Origin of the sequence: Streptomyces bullii, assembly GCF_042657145.1 — a bacterium.
In the GTDB taxonomy this organism is placed as follows: Bacteria; Actinomycetota; Actinomycetes; order Streptomycetales; family Streptomycetaceae; genus Streptomyces; species Streptomyces bullii.
In genome coordinates, this window is the sequence record NZ_JBHSNY010000001.1 from 899,993 (window position 1) to 925,313 (window position 25,321).

17 protein-coding genes and 1 pseudogene are annotated in these 25,321 nt (G+C 70.7%); 9 read left to right on the plus strand and 9 right to left on the minus strand.

All coding sequences use genetic code 11. The annotated features are described in order from the left end of the window. Positions 1–135: 135 nt before the first annotated feature. A complete protein-coding gene (locus tag ACFPZJ_RS04035; RefSeq protein WP_381017178.1) occupies positions 136–1,482 on the minus strand; it encodes an FG-GAP and VCBS repeat-containing protein in 1,347 nt (448 codons plus the stop codon). Positions 1,483–1,778: 296 nt separating this feature from the next. Between ACFPZJ_RS04035 and ACFPZJ_RS39840 the strand changes: the two are divergent. Beyond that, positions 1,779–2,285, plus strand: a pseudogene (locus tag ACFPZJ_RS39840) (serine hydrolase domain-containing protein); the annotation flags it as partial. A gap of 304 nt (positions 2,286–2,589) precedes the next feature. Here ACFPZJ_RS39840 and ACFPZJ_RS04045 read toward each other — a convergent pair. Continuing rightward, positions 2,590–3,216: a TetR/AcrR family transcriptional regulator gene (locus ACFPZJ_RS04045; RefSeq protein ID WP_381017182.1), complete on the minus strand. Its 627-nt coding sequence runs from the start codon at positions 3,214–3,216 to the stop codon at positions 2,590–2,592. A 193-nt stretch (positions 3,217–3,409) separates the two neighbouring features. On the opposite strand from ACFPZJ_RS04045, the gene ACFPZJ_RS04050 reads away from it, so the two are divergent. The 4 genes from ACFPZJ_RS04050 to ACFPZJ_RS04065 all read left to right on the plus strand — a co-directional run bounded on the left by ACFPZJ_RS04050 (position 3,410) and on the right by ACFPZJ_RS04065 (position 9,188). Continuing rightward, positions 3,410–4,324: an ABC transporter permease gene (locus ACFPZJ_RS04050; RefSeq protein ID WP_381017185.1), complete on the plus strand. Its 915-nt coding sequence runs from the start codon at positions 3,410–3,412 to the stop codon at positions 4,322–4,324. Next, positions 4,317–5,222, plus strand: a complete 906-nt coding sequence (locus ACFPZJ_RS04055; protein WP_381017187.1) for an ABC transporter ATP-binding protein — start codon at positions 4,317–4,319, stop codon at positions 5,220–5,222. Before ACFPZJ_RS04050 ends, ACFPZJ_RS04055 begins: the two co-directional genes overlap by 8 nt. Before the next feature lie 91 nt (positions 5,223–5,313). Next, the gene (locus ACFPZJ_RS04060) at positions 5,314–7,509 is read left to right on the plus strand and encodes a CDP-glycerol glycerophosphotransferase family protein (protein WP_381017189.1); all 2,196 of its coding nucleotides are present in this window, start codon (positions 5,314–5,316) and stop codon (positions 7,507–7,509) included. Further along, positions 7,506–9,188 carry a glycosyltransferase family 2 protein gene (locus tag ACFPZJ_RS04065; protein ID WP_381017192.1) on the plus strand — a complete coding sequence of 561 codons (1,683 nt, stop codon included), beginning with the start codon at positions 7,506–7,508 and terminating at the stop codon, positions 9,186–9,188. The genes ACFPZJ_RS04060 and ACFPZJ_RS04065 overlap by 4 nt, the downstream gene beginning before the upstream one ends. Before the next feature lie 82 nt (positions 9,189–9,270). Here the strand turns inward: ACFPZJ_RS04065 and ACFPZJ_RS04070 are convergent, their stop codons facing one another. The 4 genes from ACFPZJ_RS04070 to ACFPZJ_RS04085 form a co-directional block, all read right to left on the minus strand. Next, positions 9,271–10,578: a hypothetical protein gene (locus tag ACFPZJ_RS04070; protein ID WP_381017194.1), complete on the minus strand. Its 1,308-nt coding sequence runs from the start codon at positions 10,576–10,578 to the stop codon at positions 9,271–9,273. After that, positions 10,565–11,017, minus strand: a complete 453-nt coding sequence (locus ACFPZJ_RS04075; RefSeq protein WP_381017196.1) for a GtrA family protein — start codon at positions 11,015–11,017, stop codon at positions 10,565–10,567. The genes ACFPZJ_RS04070 and ACFPZJ_RS04075 overlap by 14 nt, the downstream gene beginning before the upstream one ends. Positions 11,018–11,145: 128 nt before the next feature. Beyond that, complete coding sequence (locus ACFPZJ_RS04080) at positions 11,146–16,083, minus strand: NAD-glutamate dehydrogenase (RefSeq protein ID WP_381017199.1); 4,938 nt, start codon at positions 16,081–16,083, stop codon at positions 11,146–11,148. Positions 16,084–16,750: 667 nt separating this feature from the next. Then, positions 16,751–17,419, minus strand: coding sequence for an HAD family hydrolase (locus ACFPZJ_RS04085; protein ID WP_381017201.1), 669 nt, complete (start codon positions 17,417–17,419; stop codon positions 16,751–16,753). Here ACFPZJ_RS04085 and ACFPZJ_RS04090 point away from each other — a divergent pair. Further along, a complete protein-coding gene (locus tag ACFPZJ_RS04090; RefSeq protein WP_381017204.1) occupies positions 17,418–17,588 on the plus strand; it encodes a hypothetical protein in 171 nt (56 codons plus the stop codon). The two genes, ACFPZJ_RS04085 and ACFPZJ_RS04090, sit on opposite strands and share 2 nt — an antisense overlap. A gap of 21 nt (positions 17,589–17,609) precedes the next feature. Here ACFPZJ_RS04090 and ACFPZJ_RS04095 read toward each other — a convergent pair whose 3' ends face one another. Further along, positions 17,610–18,125, minus strand: a complete 516-nt coding sequence (locus tag ACFPZJ_RS04095; RefSeq protein ID WP_381017207.1) for a DUF6912 family protein — start codon at positions 18,123–18,125, stop codon at positions 17,610–17,612. A 327-nt stretch (positions 18,126–18,452) separates the two neighbouring features. Here ACFPZJ_RS04095 and ACFPZJ_RS04100 point away from each other — a divergent pair, with 327 nt between their 5' ends. Continuing rightward, complete coding sequence (locus ACFPZJ_RS04100) at positions 18,453–19,139, plus strand: Rv3235 family protein (RefSeq protein ID WP_381017209.1); 687 nt, start codon at positions 18,453–18,455, stop codon at positions 19,137–19,139. A 260-nt stretch (positions 19,140–19,399) separates the two neighbouring features. Here the strand turns inward: ACFPZJ_RS04100 and secA are convergent, their stop codons facing one another. After that, complete coding sequence (gene secA / locus ACFPZJ_RS04105) at positions 19,400–22,255, minus strand: preprotein translocase subunit SecA (protein ID WP_381017211.1); 2,856 nt, start codon at positions 22,253–22,255, stop codon at positions 19,400–19,402. 280 nt (positions 22,256–22,535) lie between these two features. Here secA and ACFPZJ_RS04110 point away from each other — a divergent pair, with 280 nt between their 5' ends. Together ACFPZJ_RS04110 and ACFPZJ_RS04115 are read left to right on the plus strand one after the other, a co-directional pair. Continuing rightward, positions 22,536–23,105 (plus strand): GNAT family N-acetyltransferase, encoded by a 570-nt coding sequence (locus ACFPZJ_RS04110; RefSeq protein WP_381017214.1) that lies wholly within the window; start codon positions 22,536–22,538, stop codon positions 23,103–23,105. A 179-nt stretch (positions 23,106–23,284) separates the two neighbouring features. Beyond that, positions 23,285–24,457, plus strand: coding sequence for a winged helix-turn-helix domain-containing protein (locus ACFPZJ_RS04115; protein ID WP_381017217.1), 1,173 nt, complete (start codon positions 23,285–23,287; stop codon positions 24,455–24,457). Positions 24,458–24,460: 3 nt separating this feature from the next. On the opposite strand, the gene ACFPZJ_RS04120 is transcribed toward ACFPZJ_RS04115, so the two are convergent. Next, a complete protein-coding gene (locus ACFPZJ_RS04120) occupies positions 24,461–25,207 on the minus strand; it encodes a response regulator (protein WP_381017220.1) in 747 nt (248 codons plus the stop codon). Between the last annotated feature and the right edge of the window lie 114 nt (positions 25,208–25,321).

Genomic DNA, 25,321 nt, shown 5'->3' on the forward strand with positions numbered 1-25,321 from the left:
CGAGTCACGCGACCGGTCTACCGCAGCCAGCACCCTCCTGGAGCGGGAATGTGCGGGGAACTGCGCGAGCGGCCACGACGCGGGCGCACTCGTACGAACAAGGCGAACCCCAGGCAGCTGGGCGGGAGGCCGGGCCTACTGGAGCATGCCCCAGATGAGTTCGGTGTCGGCGTCGGTCACACCGGTCGTGGTGACGCCGGACGACGTGCCGGGGAAGCGCAGCGAGCCGTTGATGGCGCCGACGTAGAGGTCGGCCTTGCCGTCGCGGTTGGTGTCGCGGAGGCGGACCGGCTCGCCGAAGCAGTCGTTCCATGCGACGTCGCCGGGGACGCCGGCGGTGTTGCGGGCGAGCCACTGGGAGTTGGTGCCGGTGATCCCGCCCGCGCTGCCGCGCAGGACGTGGACGCCGCCCTCGGTCGTCTCCTGGCTGATCTTCTCTCCGTAGACGCCGATCGCGAGGTCCTTGTAGCCGTCGCCGTTGATGTCGGCGGCCGAGACGGAGGAGCCGAACAGGTCGCCGGACTCTGGGGTGCCGGCGACGTTGGTGGTGGCCTGCGTGATACGGACGGCGGTAGCGGGGCCGGTGGAGGAGCCGTACCAGATGGACACCCGGCCCTGGTTGTCGTTGTACATCTGGCTGCCCGCCGCGAGGTCCCCGTAGCCGTCCTTGTTGAAGTCGGCGATCACCGCCTCGCTGGGGTCGCCGTAGTTCGTGACGAGGCGCAGGGTCTTGCCCGCGCTGAGCGGGGAGCCGCCCTTGATGAACCACGCGTCCGTGCCGAAGTTGTCGGGCCCGTCGGTGATTCCGATGATCACCAGATCGGTCTTGGAGTCCCCGTTCATGTTGCCCGAGACCAGGGACGTGGGCGCGAATTTCGTCGTCTTGTCGTGGCTGGTGACCGAGCCTGCCACACCGGTGCGCGTGATGCTGCGGTAGACGTAGGCCTTGCTCCCGCTGATCGCGGCCAGGTCCTTCTTGCCGTCCCCGTTGAAATCCCCGGCGGCGAGGTCGCGGCCGAAGCGGGCGTTCGACACCTTGGCGCCGGCGTTGGGGATCGCGGTGCCACCCGAGAGGCCGGCCGCGCTTCCCCACAGGATGACGACGCCGCCCTCGTCCGTGCGTCCGTCGACGTCCTCGCGCGACACCGACACGGCGAGGTCCCCGTATCCGTCGGCGTTGAAGTCGGCGGGCACCCGGACATCGCCGAACTGGTCCTCCGTCTCGTCGGCGCCGGGGACACCGGGGCTGTCCTGGGTGATCAACTGGGTCTGGGTGCCGGGTCCGGAGGCGGTACCGAAGGTGATTTGGACGCCGCCGCCCTTGCTGTACTGCTCGTAGGTGTAGCTGGCGTAGTCGCGGTAGCCGTCGCCGTTGAAGTCGTCCGCGTACCTGGCCGCCGCCGCGCTGGCGGGAGGTGCCGTGAGGACCGGGGCGAGGGACGCCACGAGGAGTGCCGCGCAGGCTGCGGGGCGAATGCGCATGAAGTGTCTCCTGATGATTCTGTGCGACCGCTCCTGTGCCGATCGATTTCTCAGGGACCACAGAGACAGGAGCGGTTGATGATCAGGAGACAGTCGGACGGGGGCAAAGGTTGCAGGCGGATAGCTACGGAGGTCAGGGATCGGTCCGAACGCCCCCAGCGGCAGGGCTCGATCAACTCCACTCGGGCGGCCAGGGACCGTCGCCCTCCTCGGCGACGATCCGGCCGGGGCCGTACGGCCGGGAGGATTGAGCACGCGACCTTCCGCCGATCTCCTCGGAATCAGGAGCCCCCTCGATGCGCGCTCGCCGCCGCGCCATCCTCGCCGCCTCCCTCACCCTCGCCCTGGCCCCCGGCGCGCCGGCCGCCCCCGCCTTCGCCTCGCCCGCCCCGGCGGCCGGCGCGCACCGCCCGGAGGGGCCGAACGCCACCACGCTGGGCGAGGCGCTCGCCGGGCTGCCCGACGCGGAGGCGACGGCCGCGCTCGTCCGGGTCGGCGGCACCGCCGGCACCTGGCACGGCAGCGCGGGCGTGCACCACCTGGACAGCGGCCGGGCGGCGGACCCGCACGCCCGCTTCCGGGCCGGTTCGACGACGAAGGCGGTGACGGCGGCGGTCGTCCTGCAACTCACCGCGGAAGGCCGAGTCGGCCTGGACACACCGGTGCAGCGCTATCTGCCCGGACTGCTCGGCCGGGACTTCCGGCCCGTCACCGTAGGGCAGTTGCTGAACCACACCAGCGGCATCCCGGCGGGCGACGGCTTCGGGAACTCCTTCGAGGAGCAGTACGCCCACCGCTTCGACCCCGTCCACGACGGCTCGGGACCGCCGCCAGGGCCACGAGGCGGGTGGCTTGCCGGAAGGACCTACGGAGCCGACTGGACCGAAGGGGTTAAGCCGCCGCCCAGCGGAGCCGGACCGATGGGGCGAAGCCGCGGCCCGGCGAAGCCGATGAGGACCACAGGACCCACGGGGCCACGAAGCCCGGGGCCAGCCGAACGGGCCGAGCGGGCCGCCCGGGCCCACCGCGCCGACGGCGGCAGTTTCCAGCCCAGCGTCGTAGACCGCACCGGAGCACCACAGAAACCCACCCCGTCACCCACCCCCCTCACACCGCCTTGAGCGCCTCCGCCGTAGCCCGCGCCAGTGCTCCCAGATAGCCCTTCGGCAGCCTCGGGCTGCGGATGACCACCGAGCGCCAGTACAGGGGGCCCGAGATCAGGTCGAGAGCCAGGTCGTGGTCGATTCCCGGCCGCACCTCGCCACGCCGTTCCGCCGCCGTCACGATGCCGCTCGCAACCCCGTCCTGCCCCTCCCGCAGGGCCTTCTGCAGCGCCTCGGCGATGTCGGGGTTACGGGCCGCCTCGGCCTGGAGGTCCGGGATGATCTGCGAGGCGACGGGGTGGCGCAGGGCGCGGGAGGTCACCTCGTACAGCAGCCGCAGATCGCCCTCCAGGGAGCCGGTGTCCGGCGCGGGCAGCCCCTGCACCGCGAGCGCCGAGACGATGTCCAGGACCAGGTGCAGCTTGGACCGCCAGCGGCGGTACACCGCCGTCTTGCCGACGCCCGCCCGGCGCGCGATGCCCTCGATGGACATCCGCGCGTAGCCGACGGCCGCGAGCTCCTCGAAGACGGCCGCGCGAATGGCCTCCGTCACGTCCTCCCGCAGCACCGCCGCCCCGGCGGGGGCCCGGCGGCGCGGACGCGGCTGGGGCTCGTCGGCGTTCGTCGTCATGCCGACCAGCATAGGCCGTAAGGACGAAACGGTTGCGTCCCGACGTGGATCCGGCTTACGCTCGCGTTGCGACGATACGGTCCCGTCCCGACGTAAGAAGACGTGAGGAGTCGCGTAAGACACCGCGAAGGAAACGCCGGACGACGGGCGCGGAAGCCGCGCACCCCCCTCCCCCCGAACGAAAGCAGCGGATGTGAGCCAGGTCCTCCACACACCGCCCCCGACGACGGTCCCGGCCGACGACGACCTCGCGACCCTCGCCGCCCGCCACGGCCTGACGGTCAGCGGCGCCCGCCCCTCGCTGCCCGAGTACGTCCGCCGACTGTGGGCACGACGCCACTTCATCAGCGCGTTCGCCACCGCCAAGCTCACCGCCCAGTACAGCCAGGCCAAGCTCGGCCAGGTCTGGCAGGTGATGACGCCGCTGCTGAACGCGGCGGTCTACTACTTCATCTTCGGCGTGCTGCTCGGCACCAAGCACGGCGTCCCGGACTACATCCCGTTCCTGGTCACGGGCGTGTTCATCTGGACGTTCACGCAGAGCTCGATCATGGCCGGCACGCGCGCGATCTCCGGCAACCTCGGTCTCGTACGGGCCCTGCACTTCCCGCGCGCCGCGCTGCCGATCTCCTTCTGCCTCCAGCAGCTCCAGCAGCTGATGTTCTCGATGGGCGCCCTGGTGGTGATCCTGCTGTGCTTCGGGGTGCCGGTCGGCGTGTCCTGGCTGCTGGCGGTGCCCGCGCTGGTGCTCCAGTTCACCTTCAACGCGGGCGTGTCGATGGTCATGGCCCGGCTGGGCGCGAAGACACCGGACATCGCCCAGCTGATGCCGTTCGTGCTGCGCACCTGGATGTACGTCTCGGGCGTCATGTGGAGCATCGACAAGCTGGCCGAGAAGGACAGCCTGCCCCACGTCGTGACGGTCGCCCTGGAGACCAACCCGGCCGCCGTCTACATCGACCTGATGCGCTTCGCCCTGATCGACAGCTTCCACGCGAGCCAGCTCCCGGCCCACGTGTGGGCGATCGCCACCGGCTGGGCGCTGCTCGCCGGCGTCGGCGGCTTCATCTACTTCTGGAAGGCTGAGGAGACGTACGGCCGTGGCTGACACCAACGACCTCACGAGCGAGAAGATCCCCACCGTCGTCGCCGACGGCGTCGACATCGTCTACCGGGTCAACGGCACCGGCGCCGGCCCGGGTTCCGCGACCGCCGCCCTCAACCGCATCCTGCGCCGCAGGCAGACCGAGAAGGCGGCCGGCGTGCGCCGGGTGCACGCCGTGAAGAACGTGTCCTTCGTCGCGTACCGGGGCGAGGCGATCGGGCTGATCGGCACCAACGGCTCCGGCAAGTCGACCCTGCTGAAGGCTGTCGCGGGCCTGCTGCCGGTGGAGAACGGCAAGATCTACACCGACGGCCAGCCCTCGCTGCTGGGAGTCAACGCGGCCCTGATGAACGACCTGACCGGGGAACGCAACGTGCACCTCGGCGGCCTGGCCATGGGGATGAGCCGCGAGCAGATCAGGGAGCGCTACGAGGAGATCGTCGACTTCTCCGGCATCAACGACAAGGGCGACTTCATCACGCTGCCGATGCGGACGTACTCCTCCGGCATGGCGGCCCGGCTGCGCTTTTCCATCGCCGCCGCCAAGGATCACGACGTCCTCCTCATCGACGAGGCGCTGGCGACCGGCGACCGCTCCTTCCAGAAGCGCTCCGAGGACCGCATCCGCGAGCTGCGCAAGCACGCGGGCACGGTCTTCCTGGTCAGCCACAACAACAAGTCGATCCGGGACACCTGCGACCGCGTGCTGTGGCTGGAGCGCGGCGAGCTGCGCATGGACGGCCCTACGGACGAGGTGCTGAAGGAGTACGAGGCGTTCACCGGGGACAAGTCCGCCAAGCCGAAGCCCAGGAACCCGGCCCCCAAGCCGAAGCCCAAGAGCTCCGCCCCCAAGCCGGCACATAGGGAACCCGAGGGGACGAAGGTGCCTCTTCCCTCATGAGGCGCACCCCGGTCGGCCCGATCATCACATTGGTGACACTATGACCGAATAGGTGCGTCTGGAGCGACGACGAGACGAAGGAGTCCCCGCGATGCCCGAGCTCAGCGTCATCGTCCACGGGCCCAACACCCAGGACCACCTGACCGGACTGCTGGACTCCCTCGCCGCCCACCCCCTGCCGGACATTGAGGTGATCGTGGCGGCGGTCGGCGACTGGGCCCGCGAGACGGCCGAGCGGCACACGCCGGACCTCCAGGTGCTGCCCCTGCCGGACGGGACCTGCGACGCCGAGGCCCGCGCGGCCGGGGCGGCCCGGGCCACCGGGCGCTGGCTGCACTTCGTGCACGCGAAGGACGGGCTGCCCGCCGGCGCCCCGCGCACCGTCGCCGAGCGCGCCGCCGAACTCCCCGACACCGTCGACGTCCTGCTCCTGGACCACGTCCGCAGCACCTGGCGCGCCTGCGGCCTGCCCTCCCCGGACGGCCCCCTCCTCGCCCGGGCCGGCCGCGCCGACCTGACCCTCGACGACTGCGTGCCGCTGCTGCGGCTGACCCCGCTGCTCGGCACCCGCGCGATACGCGCCGGCTTCTGGCGGGCCCACGAGCAACACCTCCACACCGACGACGAGGCGTTCGCCGCGTACGCCGTCCTGCTGCTCGCCGACCGCGTCGCCTGCCTGCCCCACCCGGCCTACGAGGACCGCCGCCTGCGGCCCGCGAGCCTGCCCCCGGTGACACCCGAGCAGCGCTACGCCCTCGTCGACCGCTACGAGAGGCTCCTGGACCTGACCCGGGACCGCCCGGCCGCGCAGGCCGTGCTCTACGACGTCATGGTCCGCGACTGCCTGCGCACCTTCGCCCGCGGCGGCATGCCGGAGGAGGTCGCGCGCGAGTTCTTCCGGCGGGCCTCGCTCGCGGCCCTGCGCCGCCGCCCCGAGACATACCGGCGCCCCGCCGGCCTGGAAGGGATCCGCCGCTCACTGCTCGAAGAGGGCGCCTACGGCAGGTACCGCGCCTTCCAGGCCGCCAACCGCACCCGCCGCGCCGCCCGGTCGGCCGTACGGACCCGTAAACGCCAGGTCGGCGCCAAGCTCCGCGACCACCAGTACCGCCGGGCGCTGAACCGCCCGGTCGACCCCCACCTGGCCGTCTTCGCCGCGTACTGGAACCGGGGCGTGGCCTGCAACCCGGCCGCCATCGCCGCCAAGCTCGCCGAACTCGCCCCGCAGATCCACCCGGTGTGGGTGGTGACGGCGGACAACGCGGCCCTGCTCCCGCCCGGCACGGACCACGTCGTGCCCGGCACCCGCCGCTACTGGGAGGTCCTGGCCACCGCCAAGTACCTGGTCAACAACGTCAACTTCCCCAACGAGGTGGTCAAACGACCCGACGCGGTCCACCTCCAGACCCACCACGGCACGCCCCTGAAACGCATGGGCCTGGACCAGATGCGGTTCCCGGCCGCCGCCCAGGGCCTGGACTTCCAGGCTTTGCTGGAACGCGTCGACAAGTGGGACTACAGCGTCTCCGCCAACAGCCACACCACCCGCATGTGGGAGCGGGCGTACCCGTCCCGTTTCGTCTCCCTCGACCACGGCTATCCGCGCAACGACGTCTACTACACGGCCGGCGCCGACCACGTCCGCGCCGTGCGCGACCGCCTCGGCATCGCGCCGGGCCGCCGGGCGGTCCTCTACGCGCCCACGCACCGCGACTACGAGGCCGGCTGGACCCCCCGCCTGGACCTGGCCGCGCTCGCCGACCGCCTCGGCGAGGACACCGTCCTGCTGGTCCGCGGCCACTACTTCTACGACAGCGCGGTCTCCCCGCTGACCGGCCTGCGTCGCACGGGCCGGATCGTCGACGTCTCCTCCTACGACCCGGTCGAAGATCTCTGCCTGGCGGCGGACGCCCTGGTCACGGACTACTCCTCGATCATGTTCGACTACGCCAACCTCGACCGGCCGCTGGTCGTCTACGCCGACGACTGGGAGACGTACCGCACCACCCGCGGCGTCTACTTCGACCTGATGGCCGAGCCGCCGGGCGCGGTGGCCCGCACCCAGGAGGAGCTGGCGGAGATTTTCACCACCGACGCCTGGCGCGACGAGGGCGCGGCGAAGGCCCGGGCCGCCTTCCGGCGCCGGTTCTGCGAGTACGACGACGGACGCGCCGCCGAACGCGTCGTCCGCCGTGTCTTCCTCGGCCAGGACGAGGAGCAGCTGCCCCCGGTGCTGCCGATCGAGGAGCGCACCCCGGCCCCGACCCCGCAGGAGGCGACCGCATGAGCAGCCCCGAGGCCCCCGGCACACCGGACGTCACCGTGACGGTCATCGTCCACAACGACGCCGAACGCCTCCCGCGCGCCGTCGAGTCCGTCCGCCGCCAGACCCATGCGAACCTGGAGATCGTCATCAGCGACGACCACTCCACGGACCACACCCCGGCGGTGGCACGCCGGTTGGCGTCCCAGGACCCCCGGATCCGGTATCTGCGCCTGCCGCAGAACAGCGGCGGCTGCAGCGCGCCCCGCAACCGTGCCCTGGAGATCGCCCGGGCCCCGTACCTGATGTTCCTCGACAGCGACGACGAACTCCCCGACCGGGCCGTCGAATCGCTGCTCGCCGCGCACCGCGAACGGGAGATCGACTTCGCGATGGGCGCGGTGGAACGGGTCCGGGTGGACAGCGGCCGCCGCTCGACGTGGATGCCGCACCTGGTCCGCGAGCGCCGCACGCTCGACGGCATCCAGGCCGACCCCCGCCTCTTCTTCGAGCACCTGGCGACGAGCAAGATGTACGCCCGCGCCTTCCTCGACAGGCACGAGCTGCGCTTTCCCGAGGGCATCCACTACGAGGACCAGTTGTTCTCGGCGCAGGCGTACTGTCTGGCCAAGACGTTCACGATCATCCCGGAGCCGGTCTACCGCTGGTACGTGGCCCCGTACGCGGCCTCGGACGCGGCGTCGATATCCAACCAGCGGCACAAGCTCAGCAACGTCCGCGACCGCATCCACGTCCAGCGGCTCATCGACGCGTTCCTGGCCGAGAGCGGGCACGAGTCGCTGCGCGAGGACAAGGACCACAAGTTCCTCAAGCACGACTTCCGGATGTACGCCGGAGACCTGCCGTTCCGGGACGAGGAATGGCTGGCGTCCTTCGCCGACCTGGTGAACCCCTACCTCGACACGCTGCAGCCCGGCGCGTACGCCCGGCTCCCGCGCGCCGAGCGGGTCGTTGTCCGACTGGTCCGCGACCGCCGCCTGACGGAGGCCCGCCTGGCGGCCCGCGGCCTCGGCCACGCCGTCGCCCCGCGGCAGGTCACGACGGACGCCGAGGGCCGGATGTACTGGGGCGACACGATCCCCGAGTCGGAGGAGGCCCGCCGCGAACTGGACCTCTCCGACCTGGAGCTGGACACCCGGCCGTTCTTCGGCGCCCAGTTCCGGCACGAGATAACGGAGGTCATGCGCGGCCCCGGCGCCTCGGTCGACCTGGCCGTCCGCACGTACGACCCCGGACTGCGCCTCCCGGTCGGTCCCCAGCGCGCGACCCTTCTCCTGGCCCCCGGCCGGCGCCGTCTGAGGGTCCCCTTCCGCCTCTCCCCCGTCCGCCCCGGCGTCTTCGAGGGCCATGTCCATCTGGACCTGGCGACGGCCCCGGTCCCCCTCCACGGCTTCTCCGGCGTGCGCCACCCGCTCCTGCGCCTCACCCACCGGGGCCTGTCCCACACCGGCCTGCTGCTGGCCCCCCTGGACTTCCCGTCCCTGACCACCCGCGTCAGCTACCACGGCGGCATGTCCCCCCACCACCTGACCATCGAACCGGAGGGCCACGGCCCGGGCCGCCTGCAGATCCGATGGGAACCGACCGGGGCGACGGCACGCATCCTCCGACCGGCGGTACGACGACTGGCCCGCCCCAGGGTCAAGAGGGCGGCACGGCTGGTGGCGAGCGTGCTGCGGTAGGCCTGCGTGGGCCTGGCCGCGGGCGGTCGTGTCGGTGGGGCGGCACGACCGGTGGCGAGCGTGCTGCGGTGGCCCCCCGTCGCTAACCGCGGGCGGTCGTGTCGCTGGGGCGGTCCGGGTGGCCGCAACCGCACTCCGCCAGGCCCGATCGCCGGGCCTCCGCCGCCTCGGCCCCCTCATCATGCGGGCCGGGGTCCGGGCGCCACAGCCGTTCCAGCGCCAGCGGCAGCCCGATCACGGGGATCAGCCACACCAGCACGTACAACCGGTCCTGCTCCATCTCCAGCGGATGCGCCACCGTCGTCCCGAAGCCGACGAGCCCCATGGCGATCACGCACAGCGCGACCGGCACCGAGCGCTTCCACACACCCCACACGCCCACCCCGAGCAGGAACAGCAGCAGCGGCCCCAGGGCCTCCCTCTGGAACCACTGCCACCAGTAGTTCTGGTTCAGCTGGACCAGGGCACCCCACGGGTCGGCGATCTCGGGCCGCGTCCAGTGCAGGGTGAAGGTGTCCTGCAGGGAATCGGCCATGCCCGGCAGCCCCAGCACCCTGCTCAGGACCAGAGCGCCCAGCGTGCCACCCGCCGAGAGCCCGGCCAGCCACCCTGTGCCGCGGTGCCGGGTACGGCGTACGAAGAGCAGGCACGCGCCCGCGGCCGCCGCCAGGAACGGGGCCGTCATCAGGAAGCTGGAGTACTTGACGGCCAGCCCCAGCGCGAACGCGAGGACGAACAGCGCCGCCCCGGGCTGCACACGGCGCTGCAGCAGCCACACCGAGGCCAGCAGCAGCGCGGTCGTCAGCGCGATGGTCGGCCCCTCGGTGAGCGGCCGGCCGCCCCAGTAGGCGAGCGGCGTCACGTAGCACAGGACCTGGCCGAGCACGGCGGCGGGAGGCGGCGCGCGCAGGGCCCGCAGCAGCCGGTACACGAGGTATCCGGCGAGTGTGGTGAACGCGAGCGCGACCAGCGTGAGTCCGGCCTTGGCGCCGAGCAGCGCCACGAACGGGGCGGCCATCAGCGGGTATCCGGGCCGGGTGTCGAAGATCTTCTCGTAGCGCGGGTCGGTGGGCACGAGGCCCTGGGCGTACTTCTTCTCGCAGTCCGCCGCGTACTCGGCCTCCCGGCCCGGCTCGCGGAACTTCAGCTGCTCGAGCATGCGGTTGCGGTGGACCAGCCTGGCGGTGTCCTCGCAGTAGGCGGCGACGGCCTTCCGCGTCGCCTGCCGCGGGGAGTCGCCGAGGAACTCGTACGCCTCACGGGCGTAGCGGTAGGAGTCGTTGGAGAAGCGGGTGGCCGGATAGCCGAAGACGTGCAGCAGCACGAAGGCCACCGCGACGAGCGCCGGCAGCGCCCGCCCCGGCCGGCCGCGCGTCTCAGTGCTCGGCATGCCGGAACACCCAGGTGCGGCAGACGAGGAAACGGAACACGGAGGCGAGCACGATCGACAGGGCCTTCACCACGTTCGACTCTACGGGCCCGTGCAGTCCCAGGTCGTGATATCCGGCGTAGAACAAGCCGCTCTCGATGACGACGCCCACTGCGCTGAAGGCGAAGAACAGCGCGATACGCCGCCCGCCGCGGGTGTCCCGGTCACGGTAGGTGAAGCAGCGGAAGCCCAGGTAGTTCGTGGCCATGGCGATGACGCTGGCCAGCACCGTCGCCATCATGGCGGGCCAGGCGAGGACGTGCAGCAGCACGTTGAAGACCAGGACGTTGACGAGGACCCCGCTCGCGCCGACGATCCCGAAGTTCACCACTTCCAGGAGCACGCGCTTCACCGGCTGGGCAGGGGCGGTCACCCGCTCCTCGGACAGGTTGACGGTCACCTGATAAGCCTTAGCCGGAAACGGTAAGTCCTCCACTCGATTCCCCCTAAGGCAGGCCAAGAAGGGCGCCGGGGGGACGAGGGCGCCCCGGACCGTACGGCCCGGGGCGCCCTCGCCGCAGATACCGCCTAGCTGTGCGAGCGCAGCAGTGTCCGCATGGTCCGCATCGCCACCGACAGGTTGGCGAGGTCGAACGAGTCGGAGCTCTGGATCTCCTCCAGCGTGGTGCGGGCCCGGCCGAGGATCGCCGCGTTCTTCTGCTCCCACTTCTTGTAGCGCTGCTCCGGCGTCGCGGAGCCGTTGCCCACGGACAGCACGTCGGCCGTGAGCGCCGCGTGCGCCGCGTAGAGGTCCTCGCGGATCGCCGCGCGGGCCATGGACTGCCAGCGGTCGGCGCGGGGCAGCTCGATGATGCGGTCCATCAGCTGGGTGATGCGCAGCCGGTCGGCGAGGTCGTAGTACACCTCGGCGACCTCCAGCGGCTCCTTGCCCGTGCGGTCGGCCACCGACACGATGTCGAGCGTCGGGAAGGCGGAGGAGAACCCGGCCACGCGGGTGGCGAGTTCGTCCGGGACGCCGGCGCCGGTCAGCTCGTCGTAGATCTTCTGGTACCACTCCGCGTCCGCGCCGCGCAGCAGCTTCGGCAGCTGCGCCCACACCTGCTCGACCCGGTCGGAGAAGAAGTCCACCGTCTCGGCGAGCTGCAGCGGCTGGGGCCGGTTGTTGAGCAGCCAGCGCGTGCCGCGCTCCACCAGACGGCGGGAGTGCAGCCGGATCCGGGTCTGCACGTCGGCCTCGACCTTGTTGTCGAGCGCCTCGACGCCGTCCCACACGGCCGCCGAGCGGAAGATCGCGCGGGCCGCGGTCTGCGCCCTGACGATCTCCTCCAGCGAGGCTCCGGTCTCCTCGCGCAAACGGTGCAGGTACGTCGTACCGCCCGTGTTGACGGTGTCGTTGACCAGCACCGTCGTGGTGATCTCGCGGCGCAGCGGGTGGGTGTCGATGCGGTCGGCGAACTGTTCGCGCAGCGCGGTCGGGAAGTACGCGTGCAGCAGACCCTTCAGGTACGGGTCGTCGGGCAGCGAGGTGTGCAGCAGCTCCTCGGCGACCGTGATCTTCGTGTACGCCAGCAGTACGGCCGTCTCGGGGCCGGTGAGCCCCTGGCCCTGGGCGAGGCGCTCGCGGATCTGGCGGTCGGTGGGCAGGAACTCCAGGGCCCGGTCGAGGTGGCCCTCGCGCACCAGGTGCTTCATGAAGCGCTGCTGGGCGTGGAGCATGTCCTTGGACTGGGCCAGCGCGTTGGCGATCGCCGTGTTCTGCGCGTAGTTGTTGCGCAGCACCAGACGGCCGACCTCGTCGGTCATCTCGGCGAGCAGCTTGTTGCGCTGCTTGACGGTCATGTCGCCGTCGGCGACCAGGCCGTTGGTGAGGATCTTGATGTTCACCTCGTGGTCGGAGGTGTCCACGCCCGCGCTGTTGTCGATGGCGTCGGTGTTGATCCGGCCGCCGTGCAGGGCGAACTCGATCCGGCCGAGCTGGGTCAGACCCAGGTTGCCGCCCTCACCGACGACCTTGACGCACAGGTCCTTGCCGTCGACGCGGATGGCGTCGTTGGCCTTGTCCCCGACGTCACCGTGGGACTCCGTGGAAGCCTTGACGTACGTACCGATGCCGCCGTTCCACAGCAGGTCCACCGGCGCCTTGAGGATGGCCTTCATCAGGTCGGCCGGGGTCATCTTGGTGACCTTGTCCTCGATGCCGAGGGCCTCGCGGATGTGGGCGTTGACCGGGATGGACTTGGCCGTCCGGGGGAAGATCCCGCCGCCCGCGGAGAGCAGCTCGGTGTTGTAGTCGGCCCAGGAGCTGCGCGGCAGCTCGAACAGGCGGCGCCGCTCGGCGTACGAGGTCGCCGCGTCCGGGTTCGGGTCGACGAAGATGTGCCGATGGTCAAAGGCGGCGACCAGGCGGATGTGCTCCGACAGCAGCATGCCGTTGCCGAACACGTCACCGGACATGTCGCCGATGCCGACGACCGTGAAGTCCTCGCTCTGCGTGTCGACGCCCAGCTCGCGGAAGTGCCGTTTGACGGACTCCCAGGCGCCGCGCGCGGTGATGCCCATGCCCTTGTGGTCGTAGCCGGCCGAGCCGCCGGAGGCGAAGGCGTCGCCGAGCCAGAAGTTGTACTTCCCTGCGACCTCGTTGGCGATGTCGGAGAAGGTCGCGGTGCCCTTGTCGGCGGCGACGACGAGGTAGGTGTCGTCCTCGTCGTGCCGGACGACGTCGGCGGGCGGCACGACCTCCCCGGCCACCATGTTGTCGGTGATGTCGAGCAGCGCCGAGATGAAGGTGCGGTAGCAGGCGACGCCCTCCGCCATCCAGGCGTCGCGGTCGACGCTCGGATCGGGCAGCTGCTTGGCGACGAAACCGCCCTTGGCGCCGACCGGCACGATGACGGTGTTCTTCACCATCTGCGCCTTGACCAGGCCGAGGATCTCGGTACGGAAGTCCTCCCGGCGGTCGGACCAGCGCAGACCGCCGCGCGCGACCTTGCCGAACCGCAGGTGCACGCCCTCCACGCGCGGCGAGTACACCCAGATCTCGAACGCCGGGCGCGGCGCCGGCAGGTCCGGGATGGCCTGCGGGTCGAACTTCATGGAGACGTACTCGTGCGGCTTGCCGCCGTCCGCCTCCTGGAAGAAGTTGGTGCGCAGCGTCGCCTTGATGACGGTGAGGAAGGACCGGAGGATGCGGTCCTCGTCGAGCGAGGCCACCTGGTCGAGGGCGGCGTCGACCTCCTCCAGCAGGGCGTCCACGATCTCGTGTCCGGCGCGCTGGCGGTCCGGCGACATCCGTGCCTCGAACAGGGAGACGAGCAGCCGGGTGGTGTGGACGTTGTTGCGGAGGGTGTCCTCCATGTAGTCCTGGCTGAACGTCGACCCGGCCTGCCGCAGGTACTTGGCGTACGCCCGCAGCACCATCGCCTGCCGCCAGGTCAGCCCGGCACTGAGCACGAGGGCGTTGAAGCCGTCGTTCTCCGCCTTGCCGGTCCAGGTGGCGGCGAAGGCGTCCTGGAACCGTTCGCGGGCGTCGTCGCCGAAGGCGGCCGCGCCGCTCTTCGGGGTGGGCATGCGCAGACCGAAGTCGTAGATCCAGGCGACGCTGCGGTCAGCGCAGCGCAGCTCGTACGGCCGCTCGTCGACGACCTCGACACCGAGCCGGTTGAGGACCGGCAGCACGGCCGACAGGGAGATGGCGTCGCCCCGCCGGTAGATCTTGAACCGGCGTTCCTGGGGCGTGGCGCCCACCGGCTCGTACAGGCTGAGCGCGAAGTCGCGCTCCTCGTCGAGCTGCTCCAGGTGGACGAGGTCGGCGACCGCGTTGCGCGGGGTGTGGTCGGCCTTGTAGCCCTCGGGGAAGGCGTTGCCGTACCGGCGCAGCAGTTCCGCGGCGTGCTCCTCGCCGAGCTCGGCGTTCAGCGCCTCGCTGAAGCCGTCCGCCCAGGAGCGGGCGGCCTCCACCAGGCGCGTCTCGATGCGCTCCTTGTCGAGGTCGGTCAGGTGCGGCAGCTCGGTGCCCTGCGGCACGCGGACCACGAAGTGCAGCCGGGACAGGATCGACTCGGTGTTCCAGGCGGTGAAGTCGACGCTGATGCCGCCGAGTTCCTCCTTGAGGATGTCGATGATCCGCAGGCGTACGCCGGTGGTGTAACGGTCGCGCGGGAGGTAGACGAGGGCCGAGTAGTAGCGCCCGTACTCGTCCTGCCGCAGGTAGAGGCGCAGCCGACGCCGCTCCTGGAGGTAGAGCACGGATGTGACGATGGACTGCAGTTCGTCGACGGGCGTCTGGAACAGCTCGTCGCGCGGATACGTCTCCAGGATCTGCAGCAGGTCGCGCCCGTCGTGGCTGTTGGGCGAGAAGCCGGCGCGCTCCAGGACCTCCTCGACCTTGCGCCGGATGACGGGGACCCGGCGCACGGACTCGGTGTAGGCGGCGGAGGAGAACAGGCCCAGGAAGCGCCGCTCGCCGACGACGTTGCCCTCCGCGTCGAACTTCTTGACGCCGATGTAGTCGAGGTACGACGGCCGGTGCACGGTCGCCCGGCTGTTGGCCTTGGTCAGGACGAGCAGCTTGTGCTCGCGCGCCTTGGCGCGTGCGTCGGCGGGCAGCCGCTCGAAGGACGGGCTGACGGGGTGGTTCTCGTCCTCGGCGTGGTGCGGGTCGGATCGCAGTATGCCCAGGCCGGTGCCGGGGACGGCGGCCAGCGAGTCGTCGTCGCGCAGCTGGTACTCGCGGTAGCCGAGGAAGGTGAAGTGGTCGTCGGCCAGCCAGCGCAGCAGCTCGCGGGCCTCCTCGACCTGGGGTCCGGGCAGGTCGGCGGGGATGGGCTCGCCCGGCAGCCCCTCCGCCAGCCGGGTGGCCGCGTCCCGCATCTTGCCCCAGTCCTCGACGGCCTCGCGGACGTCGGACAGCACGCGCAGCAGGTCGGCGGTGATCTGCTTCAGGTCGCCGCGGTCGGTCTCGCGGTCGATCTCCACGTGGATCCAGGACTCGACGTGCGCGTCGTGCGGGAGTTCGCCGGTGGGCCGGCCGGGCAGCACCTCGATGAGCCTGCCGGTGACATCGCGCCGCACGACGAACTGCGGGTGGATGACGACGTGGATACCGCGCCCCTGCCGCGTGAGCTCGTTCGTCACGGAGTCGACGAGGAAGGGCATGTCGTCGGTGACGACCTCGACCACGGAGTGGCTGCAGGTCCACCCGTTCTCTTCCACCGTGGGGGTGTGGACCCGCACGTTGGCCGTGCCCTGGGGGCGGTTCTCGGCCAGCCGGTAGTGCGAGACGGCTGCTCCGAAGACGTCGACCGGGTCGCGGTCGGTGAGGTCCTCCGGGGCGGTGTGCAGGTAGTAGCGCTGGAGGAACGCGAGTACGGATTCGCTGTCCGGGGTGTCCGGGCCGCCCTCGCTCGTCGTCCCGGTCGGTAGGTGCCCCCCGACCGGGCTGTTCTCAGCTACCCGGGCGGCCCTCTCGAGCAGCTCGGCCTTGGCTTCGTCCAGCTTGGTCTGCATTGTCCTCTGGCTCCTGTCGCGCGCCGTTGCGTGACGTAGAAGGAAGTACGGTCTCTGCGCTTACGACGTCACGCCGAGACGCGGGGTATCCGGTCTGTTCCGACGCTATGCCGCAAGGTGAGAAAAGCGGGGGTGTCTGAGCCATTTTTGAGGTGCCCGTCGCATGCGACGCTGCCTGCTGCGACGCCTCGACCCGTGGAGTGCTCGGCGTCCTGGGATCCCTCGAAGCCCCGTCCCGCCCGCGAAGACCAGCGACCGCCGCCCGGTCACGGATGTGGTCCGTGCTCTCCGGGCGCAGGGCAGGGACGGTGACGTCCCCGCGAACTATCGCGCTGATCACGCCACCAAGGCTATCGCTCCTTACAGGGGGCCCGTCATGAGCCGTATGTGTACAAAACCGAGGGTGGAAGTTTGACGTTCTGCACAGTGCGGCGGGGCTTCCTTGGGTGGTGGCGGTGTCGCCGCGGGCAGCCGCTCAGCCGCCTGGCTGGGGGCAGGGTGTCCGGCCACTGCGGGCATGCGTGCCGCCCAGGGTCGATGGGCCCTGCTCGAGCGCAGCCGAGAGCTCGGGGGGTGGGCGCGGCGGCACCCCGCCACGAGGTCGCGCCGCCCGCCCTGCGCCAGTGCCGGGCGCCTCATGCAACAGCACCCCGCCCCTGGCCGGTCCTCAGGCGGCAGCCAACCGCTCCGCCTCGGCCACCGCCTCCCCCAGCGTGTCCACCACCGGCACCCCCACTTCCTCCAGGCTCGCCCGGCTGTGCGACCCCCCGGTGTACAGCACGGCCCGCGCCCCCACACGCAAGGCGGCCACCGCGTCATCCGCCGCGTCGCCGATCACCACCGTGCGCTCCGGTTCCACGCCGGTGAGCGCCTTGAGATGACGCACCATGTGCTCGGCCTTGCTGCCGCCGGACGGCCCGGTCCGTCCGTCGACGCGTATGAAGTGCGGCTCGATCCCGAACCCCCGGACCAACGGGACGAGTTCGTCATGCACGTACATGCTCAGCAGCGACTGGCTGCGCCCCGCCGAGACCCATTCGGCCAGCAGCTCCACCGCCCCCTCGGTCAGCTCACACGCCACCCGGTGCTCCGTGTAGTACCGGTGGAAGATCTCGTCCATGAGCTCCCACTCGGCGTCGGTCGGCAGCCGCCCGATGAGCCGCTCGTAGAACTTCGGCACCGGTACGCAGTACAGCTCCCGGTACCGCTCAAGTGTCAGCGGCTCCAGCCCCAGCTCGGCGAACGCCGCGTTCGTCGCCCCGATGATCGCGTCGATGTCGTGGAACAGCGTCCCGTTCCAGTCCCAGACAATGTGCGCGCCTGTCACCTTCCCCATGCCAAGACCGTACCCGCCGCCGCTGACAGCCGAGAGAGCACGGGAGAGGACGAGAGCGCGGCGGACTGACCTGGGACTGCTGGGACTGCTGGGACTGCTGGGACTGCTGGGACTGCTGGGACTGCTGGGACTGCTGGGACTGCTGACAGTGGGACTGTGGGGCTGCTGAGGCTTTCCGGGGCTCCGGGACTCAGTCCCCGAGCCCCACCAGGTTCGGGATCTCCTGCGTGGCGTACCAGAGCAGTTCGTGGTCCTCGGCCCCGTCCACGACGAACTGCGCGTCGTCGTCCCCGCCGTCCGCCGCCTCCAGGGCGGCAGCGGCCGCCGCCACGTCCGCCTCCGCGTCCGCCGCGTCCATGTGCACCGAGGCCGCTTTGGCCAGCGGCACGGTCCCCGCCACCCGCACCTCGCCCAGCGCGGCCGGATCGAGCCCCCGGTCCGGGTCGGCGCTCGCCGCGCGGTCGGGCACGTCGACGGCGACCACGACCCGGCGCCGCGGCGCCCCCGGGTCCGCTGCCAGCAGCCGCAGCGAGGCCAGCGCGGCACGGCTCAGCGCGGCGTACTCCAGCTCCTCGATGTCGTCGGAGAGGTACCACTCGCGCAGCGCGGGCGTCACGCCGTACGCGATGAGCTGCCCGGCCCCCAGCTCACCCGTCTTGTACGCCTCGGCGAGACCGGGGAGGGTCAGGGGGACGTAGACGCGCATGGTCGGCCGCTTTCGTCGTCGGGGACTCCGCAAAAGACCCCGGTGGAGGCGCTCCCGCCCCACCCGAGGGCCTTCAGGATACGTGCGGGCGTCCCCTTTCGAGTTCCTCTCCAACGGCCCGGACGCGTCCACCTCGGACCAGAAATTCACCCGGTCCGCCCCCTTCGGCATGGGCTGCGGCGCCCTGCGATCACCCTGATAAGTGAACATTCCGGCGTCCGCGACGCGGACGCTCCTTCCTTGCCGCCGTCGTCTCCGGCCCCGTACAAGATCACCGACCGCAAGTTACCGCCCGGTACCACCCGGGCCCGCCGAACGGGGACACTCGTGCACAAGGTGATGAGCAGGGCACAGCACCACCACCCGGGCACCCGCCCGCCAGGCCGCCGCGACCCACGCCGCCCGGCCGGAGCACCACCGCGCACTCCGGTGGGCGCACCGCCTCGCACCCCGGGCGGCGGCACCACCCGCCCGACACCGGACGGCAGCGGCCGCCCGCCGGGCTCACGGGACACGTCCTCCCGGACGAGGCCGACGGACAACCGCCCGCCGACGGCTTCCGGGCGCGGCACGCAGGCAGGCACCCGCGCCGCCGAGGTCGCCGACAGCCGCCGGTCGGCGGTCCCCGCGCGGCCCGCCTCCACCGCCCCCACACCCGCCGACACCGCGCAGCACACCACCGCGGCCGTCCTCTTCGCGGACCGCCTCGTGCTGGTCCTCAGCGGCCAGCGCCCCGTCCACTGGATGCTTCGCCACACCCGCGGCCGCGCTTACGACGAACTCGCCTGGCTGGCGGAGCGCGGCCCCCTGCGCACGCGCGGCGCCCGCCCCGTCGTCCGCGACATCGGCTACTTCGAACCCCGCCCGGGCGCCATCGAGGCCTTCGCCCGTATCGGCGCCGGCGACCAGCTGCGCGCCATGGCCTTCCGTCTGGAAAGGGGCGGAGACCTGCGCTGGCGCTGCACGGCCGTGGAACTGGGCGGCCCTGGCATGCGACGCGCGGCCGACGACTGACACCGAGGCACGAGGCATGCCGAGGAGAGTGACCGGGGCATGCCGAGGGGCCGGCCAGGCCGAAGGGCCGGGGCAGCCGAAGGATGGGGCACGCCGAACGGCCGGGGCCAAACGGGCCGGGCACGCCGAAGGGCCGGGCACGCGAACGGCCGGGCACGCCGAAGGACTGAGCACGCCCACGCCAAACGCCGGCACGCCGAAGGGCCGGGCACCTCAAAGGTGGCCCGGCCCCTCACACCGCTACGGCGTCGCAGACACCGTCACTTCTTGCGGCGCCGCCCGCCCTTCTGCTGCTTGCGGCGCTCCGCGCGCGTGAGGCCGTCGGCCGAGGAGCGCACCGGCTCGTCGTCGGCGTGGACGTCACGCTCGATGACACCACCCTCACCGTCCACGGTCGGCGCGACGAAGTGGAGGTCCCGCCGCTGCGGGGCGTCGAGCCCCTTCGCACGGATCTCCGGACGGGACGCGCCCGCCTGCGCCGGCACCGCGTCCTTGGTCAGCTCCGGCTTGGCCTCCTCGACCGGGACCTCCTCGACGTGCTGTTCGACCTGGACCTCCAGGTTGAACAGGTAGCCGACGGACTCCTCCTTGATGCCCTCCATCATGGCCTGGAACATGTCGAAGCCCTCGCGCTGGTACTCGACCAGCGGGTCCTTCTGCGCCATGGCGCGCAGGCCGATGCCCTCCTGGAGGTAGTCCATCTCGTAGAGGTGCTCGCGCCACTTGCGGTCCAGGACCGACAGCACGACCCGCCGCTCCAGCTCACGCATGATCTCGGAGCCGAGCTGCTCCTCGCGCGCCTGGTACTGCTCGTAGATGTCGTCCTTGATGGACTCCGCGATGAACTCGGCGGTCAGCCCGGCCCGGTCGCCGGCCGCCTCCTCCAGCTCTTCGATGGTCACGTTGCACGGGTAGAGCTGCTTGAAGGCGCCCCACAGCCGGTCGAGGTCCCAGTCCTCGGGGAAGCCCTCGGAGGTCTCGGCCTGGACGTAGGCGTCGATGGTGTCGTCCATGAAGTGCTGGATCTGCTCGTGCAGGTCCTCGCCCTCCAGGACGCGGCGCCGCTCGCCGTAGATGACCTCGCGCTGCCGGTTGAGGACCTCGTCGTACTTCAGGACGTTCTTACGGGTCTCGAAGTTCTGCGTCTCGACCTGCGACTGGGCGGAGGCGATCGCCCGCGTGACCATCTTGTTCTCGATGGGCACGTCGTCCGGCACGTTCGCCATCGACATCACGCGCTCGACCATCTGGGCCTTGAACAGCCGCATCAGGTCGTCGCCGAGCGAGAGGTAGAAGCGGGACTCACCGGGGTCGCCCTGACGCCCGGAACGACCGCGCAGCTGGTTGTCGATACGCCGTGACTCGTGCCGCTCGGTGCCCAGCACGTAGAGGCCGCCGAGCTTCTCGACCTCCTCCTTCTCGGCCTTCACGGCCTCCTCGGCCCGCTTGAGCGCCTCGGGCAGGGCGTGCGCCCACTCCTCGATGTGCTCCTCGGGGTCGAGGCCGCGCTGCCGCAGCTCCGCCTCGGCCAGGTCCTCGGGGTTGCCGCCGAGCTTGATGTCCGTACCACGGCCGGCCATGTTCGTGGCCACCGTCACGGCGCCCTTGCGTCCGGCCTGGGCGACGATCTGCGCCTCGCGCTCGTGGTGCTTGGCGTTCAGCACCTCGTGCTGGATGCCGCGCTTGCTGAGCTGCTGGGACAGGTACTCCGACTTCTCGACGGACGTCGTACCGACGAGGATCGGCTGGCCCTTGCGGTGCTTCTCCTCGATGTCGTCGACGACCGCCTCGAACTTGGCGACCTCGGTCCGGTAGATCAGGTCCGACTGGTCCTTGCGGACCATCGGCCTGTTGGTCGGGATCGGGACCACGCCGAGCTTGTAGATCTGGTGGAACTCGGCGGCCTCGGTCATCGCCGTACCGGTCATGCCGGAGAGCTTCTTGTAGAGGCGGAAGAAGTTCTGGAGGGTGATCGTGGCGAGCGTCTGGTTCTCGTCCTTGATCTCCACCCCTTCCTTCGCCTCGATCGCCTGGTGCATGCCCTCGTTGTAGCGGCGGCCGGCGAGGATACGGCCGGTGTGCTCGTCGACGATCATGACCTCGCCGTCGATGACGACGTAGTCCTTGTCGCGCTTGAAGAGCTCCTTGGCCTTGATGGCGTTGTTCAGGTAGCCCACGAGCGGGGTGTTCACCGACTCGTAGAGGTTGTCGATGCCCAGCCAGTCCTCGACCTTGCTGACACCGGACTCGTGGATGGCGACCGTGCGCTTCTTCTCGTCGACGTCGTAGTCGCCGGTCTCCTCGATGCCCTTGAGCGGGTTGCCCGGCTCGCCCCTCTTCAGTCGCTTGACCAGCTTGGCGAAGTCGCCGTACCACTTGGTGGCCTGGTCGGCCGGGCCGGAGATGATCAGCGGCGTACGGGCCTCGTCGATGAGGATGGAGTCGACCTCGTCGACGATGGCGAAGTTGTGGCCGCGCTGGACGAGTTCGTCCTTGGACCACGCCATGTTGTCACGCAGGTAGTCGAAGCCGAACTCGTTGTTCGTGCCGTACGTGATGTCACACGCGTACTGCTCGCGGCGCTGCGCCGGCGTCATGTTGGCGAGGATGCAGCCGACGCTCAGACCGAGGAACCTGTGGACGCGGCCCATCATCTCGGAGTCGCGCTCGGCCAGGTAGTCGTTGACGGTGACGATGTGGACGCCACGGCCGGACAGCGCGTTGAGGTACGCGGGCAGGGTGCCGACGAGGGTCTTGCCCTCACCGGTCTTCATCTCGGCGACGTAGCCGAGGTGCAGGGCGGCGCCGCCCATCATCTGGACGTCGTAGTGCCGCTGGCCGAGGACGCGCTTGGCGGCCTCGCGGACGGTCGCGAACGCCTCGGGCAGCAGGTCGTCGAGGGCCTTGTCGATGACCTCGTCGTGCTTGGACTCGTCGGGCTCGTCGGCGAGGGCGTCGGCGATCCGCTCCTTGTACTCATCGGTGAGGGCCCGCAGCTCGGCGTCGGAGAGGTCGACGAAGTCCTCTTCGATGGAGTTGACCTGGTCCGCGATGCGGTGCAGCTTGCGCAGGATCTTGCCTTCGCCTGCACGCATGATCTTCGAGAGGACGGACACGGGGGTTGGTCTCCTTGCCGGTCGGGCCTGGGACGGTCGGTTACCACTTGACTCATTGAGCAACGGCCATCGTATGCGAGGACCCCGCCACGCCGGGAGGCCTGCCGTCGACGGTGACCGTTCGCTGCTTCATTTCTCTTCCACTTCCGCTTCAGAGGGGACAACGTCCGGCCCCCTCGGATGGTGCCGCATCCCCTCGACTCTTTGCACGAACCGCGACCACCCCTTCACTCAGGGCAAATGAATGGCCCGCTTCCGCTCCGCCGAGCAGAATCGGCCGATGGACCCCGTCACGCTCACCACCGGCCGCCTCCTGCTGCGCACGGTCGGCCCGAAGGACACCGAGACGGTGTACGCGGCCTGTCAGGACCCCGACATCCAACGCTGGACCACGATCCCGTCGCCGTACCTGCGTGAGCACGCGCGGGGCTTCACGGAGCAGATGGTTCCGGACGGCTGGGCACACGACGCGATGTTCACCTTCGGCGTCTTCCTCCCCTCCGGCGACCTGGCGGGCATGCTGGGTCTGACGATGCACTCCCTCGGTGTCGCCGAGATCGGCTTCTGGGCCGCGAAGGAACACCGCGGCAACGGCTACATCACCGAGGCCGTTCTCACCGCGTGCCGCTGGGCCTTCACCCGCGCGTCGATCGACCGGGTGGAATGGCGCGCCGAGGTCGGCAACAGGGCCTCCCGCGCGGTGGCCGAACGAGCGGGCTTCACCATCGAGGGCACACTGCGCTCCGCCCTCAACAACAACGGCGTCCGCCGTGACTGCTGGGTGGGCTCCTTGCTCCCCTCCGACCTGGGCCTGCCGTCAACGGCGCCGTACCTTCCGGCACCTTCGTAGCCGCCGTCACCGTTGTGACCGGCGCAGCCGCGTAACCGTGCTGGGCCGCGCTCCGCTGGGGCGCACGGCGGAGCGCGGCGGCATCCCGACGGCCTGGGTTGCGCCCCCCGCCCCGAGCTCCGTCACCGAGCACCACCGCACCCACCCACTGTCAGTACCACCCCCTATCGTGCGAACCCATGACGACCCCGCGTCCCACCGCAGAGCTCTCCGCAGACGAGGCCCGCCGCATCGCCCTGCGGGCACAAGGCTTCCTCGGCGCGCCCGACCGTCGCGCCGGCGTCCGAGGCGTCCTGCGCCACCTGGGCGCGATACAGCTCGACACCATCTCGGTCCTCGCCCGCTCCCACGAACTGGTCCCCTACGCCCGCCTCGGCGCGGTGGGCCGCAGGACGGTGGAGAACGCCTACTGGAGGGACACACACGCCTTCGAGTACTGGTCCCACGCCGCGTGCATCCTCCCCATCGAGGAGTGGCCCCACTTCGCCTTCCGCCGCCGCGCCTACCGCAACCGCCCGCACTGGAACCACGAGCTCCCGGAGGGCGCCTACGACCAGGTCATCAAGCAGCTCCGCGCCGAAGGCCCGCTCACGGCCACGGAGCTGGGCGGCGCGAAGAAGACGAACGACTGGTGGGACTGGTCGGGCACCAAGGTCGCCGTGGAACGCGCCCTGATGTACGGCGAGGTGGTCTGCGTCGAACGCCGCGGCTGGAAACGGGTGTACGACCTCGCCGAACGCGCCGTTCCGCAGGCGCTGCTGCACGACGAACTGGACGACGCCGAATGCCTGCGCCGCCTGGTCCGCCTGGCGGGCCGGTCCCTGGGCGTCGGCACGCGCGCGGACATCGCCGACTACCACCGCCTCAAGGCCGAGCAGGTCGACGCGGTGATCGCCGAGTCGGGCCTGGTCCCGGTCACGGTCGAGGGCTGGGGCAAGCCGGCCTGGGCCGACCCCGCGGCCCTGGAGACACCCCCGCGCGGCCGCCACCGCACCACGCTCCTGTCGCCCTTCGACTCCCTGATCTGGGAGCGGGCGCGCACGGAGCGGATCTTCGGTTTCACCCACCGCCTGGAGGCCTACGTCCCGAGGCAGAAGCGGGTCTACGGCTACTTCGCGATGCCGGTCCTCGCCGGCGGCCATCTGGTCGGCCGGGTCGACCCGGCACGCGAGGGCCGCACCCTGGTGGCCAGGCAGGTCACGCTGGACGGTCCGAAGGCGGTCCCGGCCGTGGCCCAGGCGCTGGTCGAGGCGGCGAGCTGGGTGGACTGCACGAACGTCCGCGTGGAACGCGTCGAGGCACCGCACCTGCGCGAGCACCTCGTCGGGGAACTCAGCCGGGCGAGTGCCTGACCGTCACCGGATCTCGAGGATCTTCTCCCGCATCGCGTAAACCACGGCCTCCATCCTGGAGTGCAGCTGCAGCTTCTCCAGGATGTTGCGCACGTGGTTCTTCACGGTGTTCTCCGAGATGAACAACTCCTTGGCGATGTCCCGGTTGTTCATCCCCGTCGCGACGAGTTTGAGTACCTCCAGCTCACGGTCCGTCAGCCGCGGCGCGGGCACGAGCCGCCGCTCGTCCGTCTTCTGGATCATCGACTTGAACTCGGTGAGCAGCTTGGACGCCATGGACGGGCTGATCTGCGACTGACCGTCGGCCACCGCGCGAATGGCGGTGGCCACCTCGTCCGTGGAGATCTCCTTGAGGAGATAACCGGTCGCGCCCGCCTTGATCGCGTCGTAGAGGTCGGCTTCCTCGTCGCTGATCGTCAGCATGATGATCTTGGCGCTGGGTGCCACCTCCTTGATGGAGGTGCACGCCTCGATCCCGCCCCTCTTGGGCATCCGCACGTCCATCAGGACGATGTCGGGCAGCAGGTCGGCGGCCTTCTCCACGGCCTCGGCGCCATCACCCGCCTCGCCGACGACCTGGATGTCCTCCTCGGCCGCGAGCACGATCTCCAGGCCACGGCGGAACAGGGCGTGGTCGTCCACGACCAGGACTCTGATCGGCTCCTTGCGCGCAGTGCCCGCCTCCGGGCCCATGCCGACGACGCCGTCGTCGGCATCCTCGTCACGCATCGGTCCGAAGCTGTCCGCCATCGTTCCTCCCCCTGAAGGCTGTGGCCTGTGGTCGTGAGCCATCGCCAACGCAAGGCAACGGCCCACCGGTTGGGCCGTTGTGGCCATGATTTCATGCCCGGGCGGCACCGGGAC

Coding starts and splice junctions, on each gene's coding strand:
- ACFPZJ_RS04080 (WP_381017199.1), bottom strand. CDS start 16,083: ATGCAGACCAAGCTGGACGAAGCCAAGGCCGAGCTGCTCGAGAGGGCC.
- ACFPZJ_RS04120 (WP_381017220.1), bottom strand. CDS start 25,207: ATGGCGGACAGCTTCGGACCGATGCGTGACGAGGATGCCGACGACGGC.
- ACFPZJ_RS04060 (WP_381017189.1), top strand. CDS start 5,314: ATGCCCGAGCTCAGCGTCATCGTCCACGGGCCCAACACCCAGGACCAC.
- ACFPZJ_RS04090 (WP_381017204.1), top strand. CDS start 17,418: ATGCCAAGACCGTACCCGCCGCCGCTGACAGCCGAGAGAGCACGGGAG.
- ACFPZJ_RS04085 (WP_381017201.1), bottom strand. CDS start 17,419: ATGGGGAAGGTGACAGGCGCGCACATTGTCTGGGACTGGAACGGGACG.
- ACFPZJ_RS04095 (WP_381017207.1), bottom strand. CDS start 18,125: ATGCGCGTCTACGTCCCCCTGACCCTCCCCGGTCTCGCCGAGGCGTAC.
- ACFPZJ_RS04065 (WP_381017192.1), top strand. CDS start 7,506: ATGAGCAGCCCCGAGGCCCCCGGCACACCGGACGTCACCGTGACGGTC.
- ACFPZJ_RS04045 (WP_381017182.1), bottom strand. CDS start 3,216: ATGACGACGAACGCCGACGAGCCCCAGCCGCGTCCGCGCCGCCGGGCC.
- ACFPZJ_RS04035 (WP_381017178.1), bottom strand. CDS start 1,482: ATGCGCATTCGCCCCGCAGCCTGCGCGGCACTCCTCGTGGCGTCCCTC.
- ACFPZJ_RS04110 (WP_381017214.1), top strand. CDS start 22,536: ATGGACCCCGTCACGCTCACCACCGGCCGCCTCCTGCTGCGCACGGTC.
- ACFPZJ_RS04115 (WP_381017217.1), top strand. CDS start 23,285: ATGACGACCCCGCGTCCCACCGCAGAGCTCTCCGCAGACGAGGCCCGC.
- ACFPZJ_RS04070 (WP_381017194.1), bottom strand. CDS start 10,578: ATGCCGAGCACTGAGACGCGCGGCCGGCCGGGGCGGGCGCTGCCGGCG.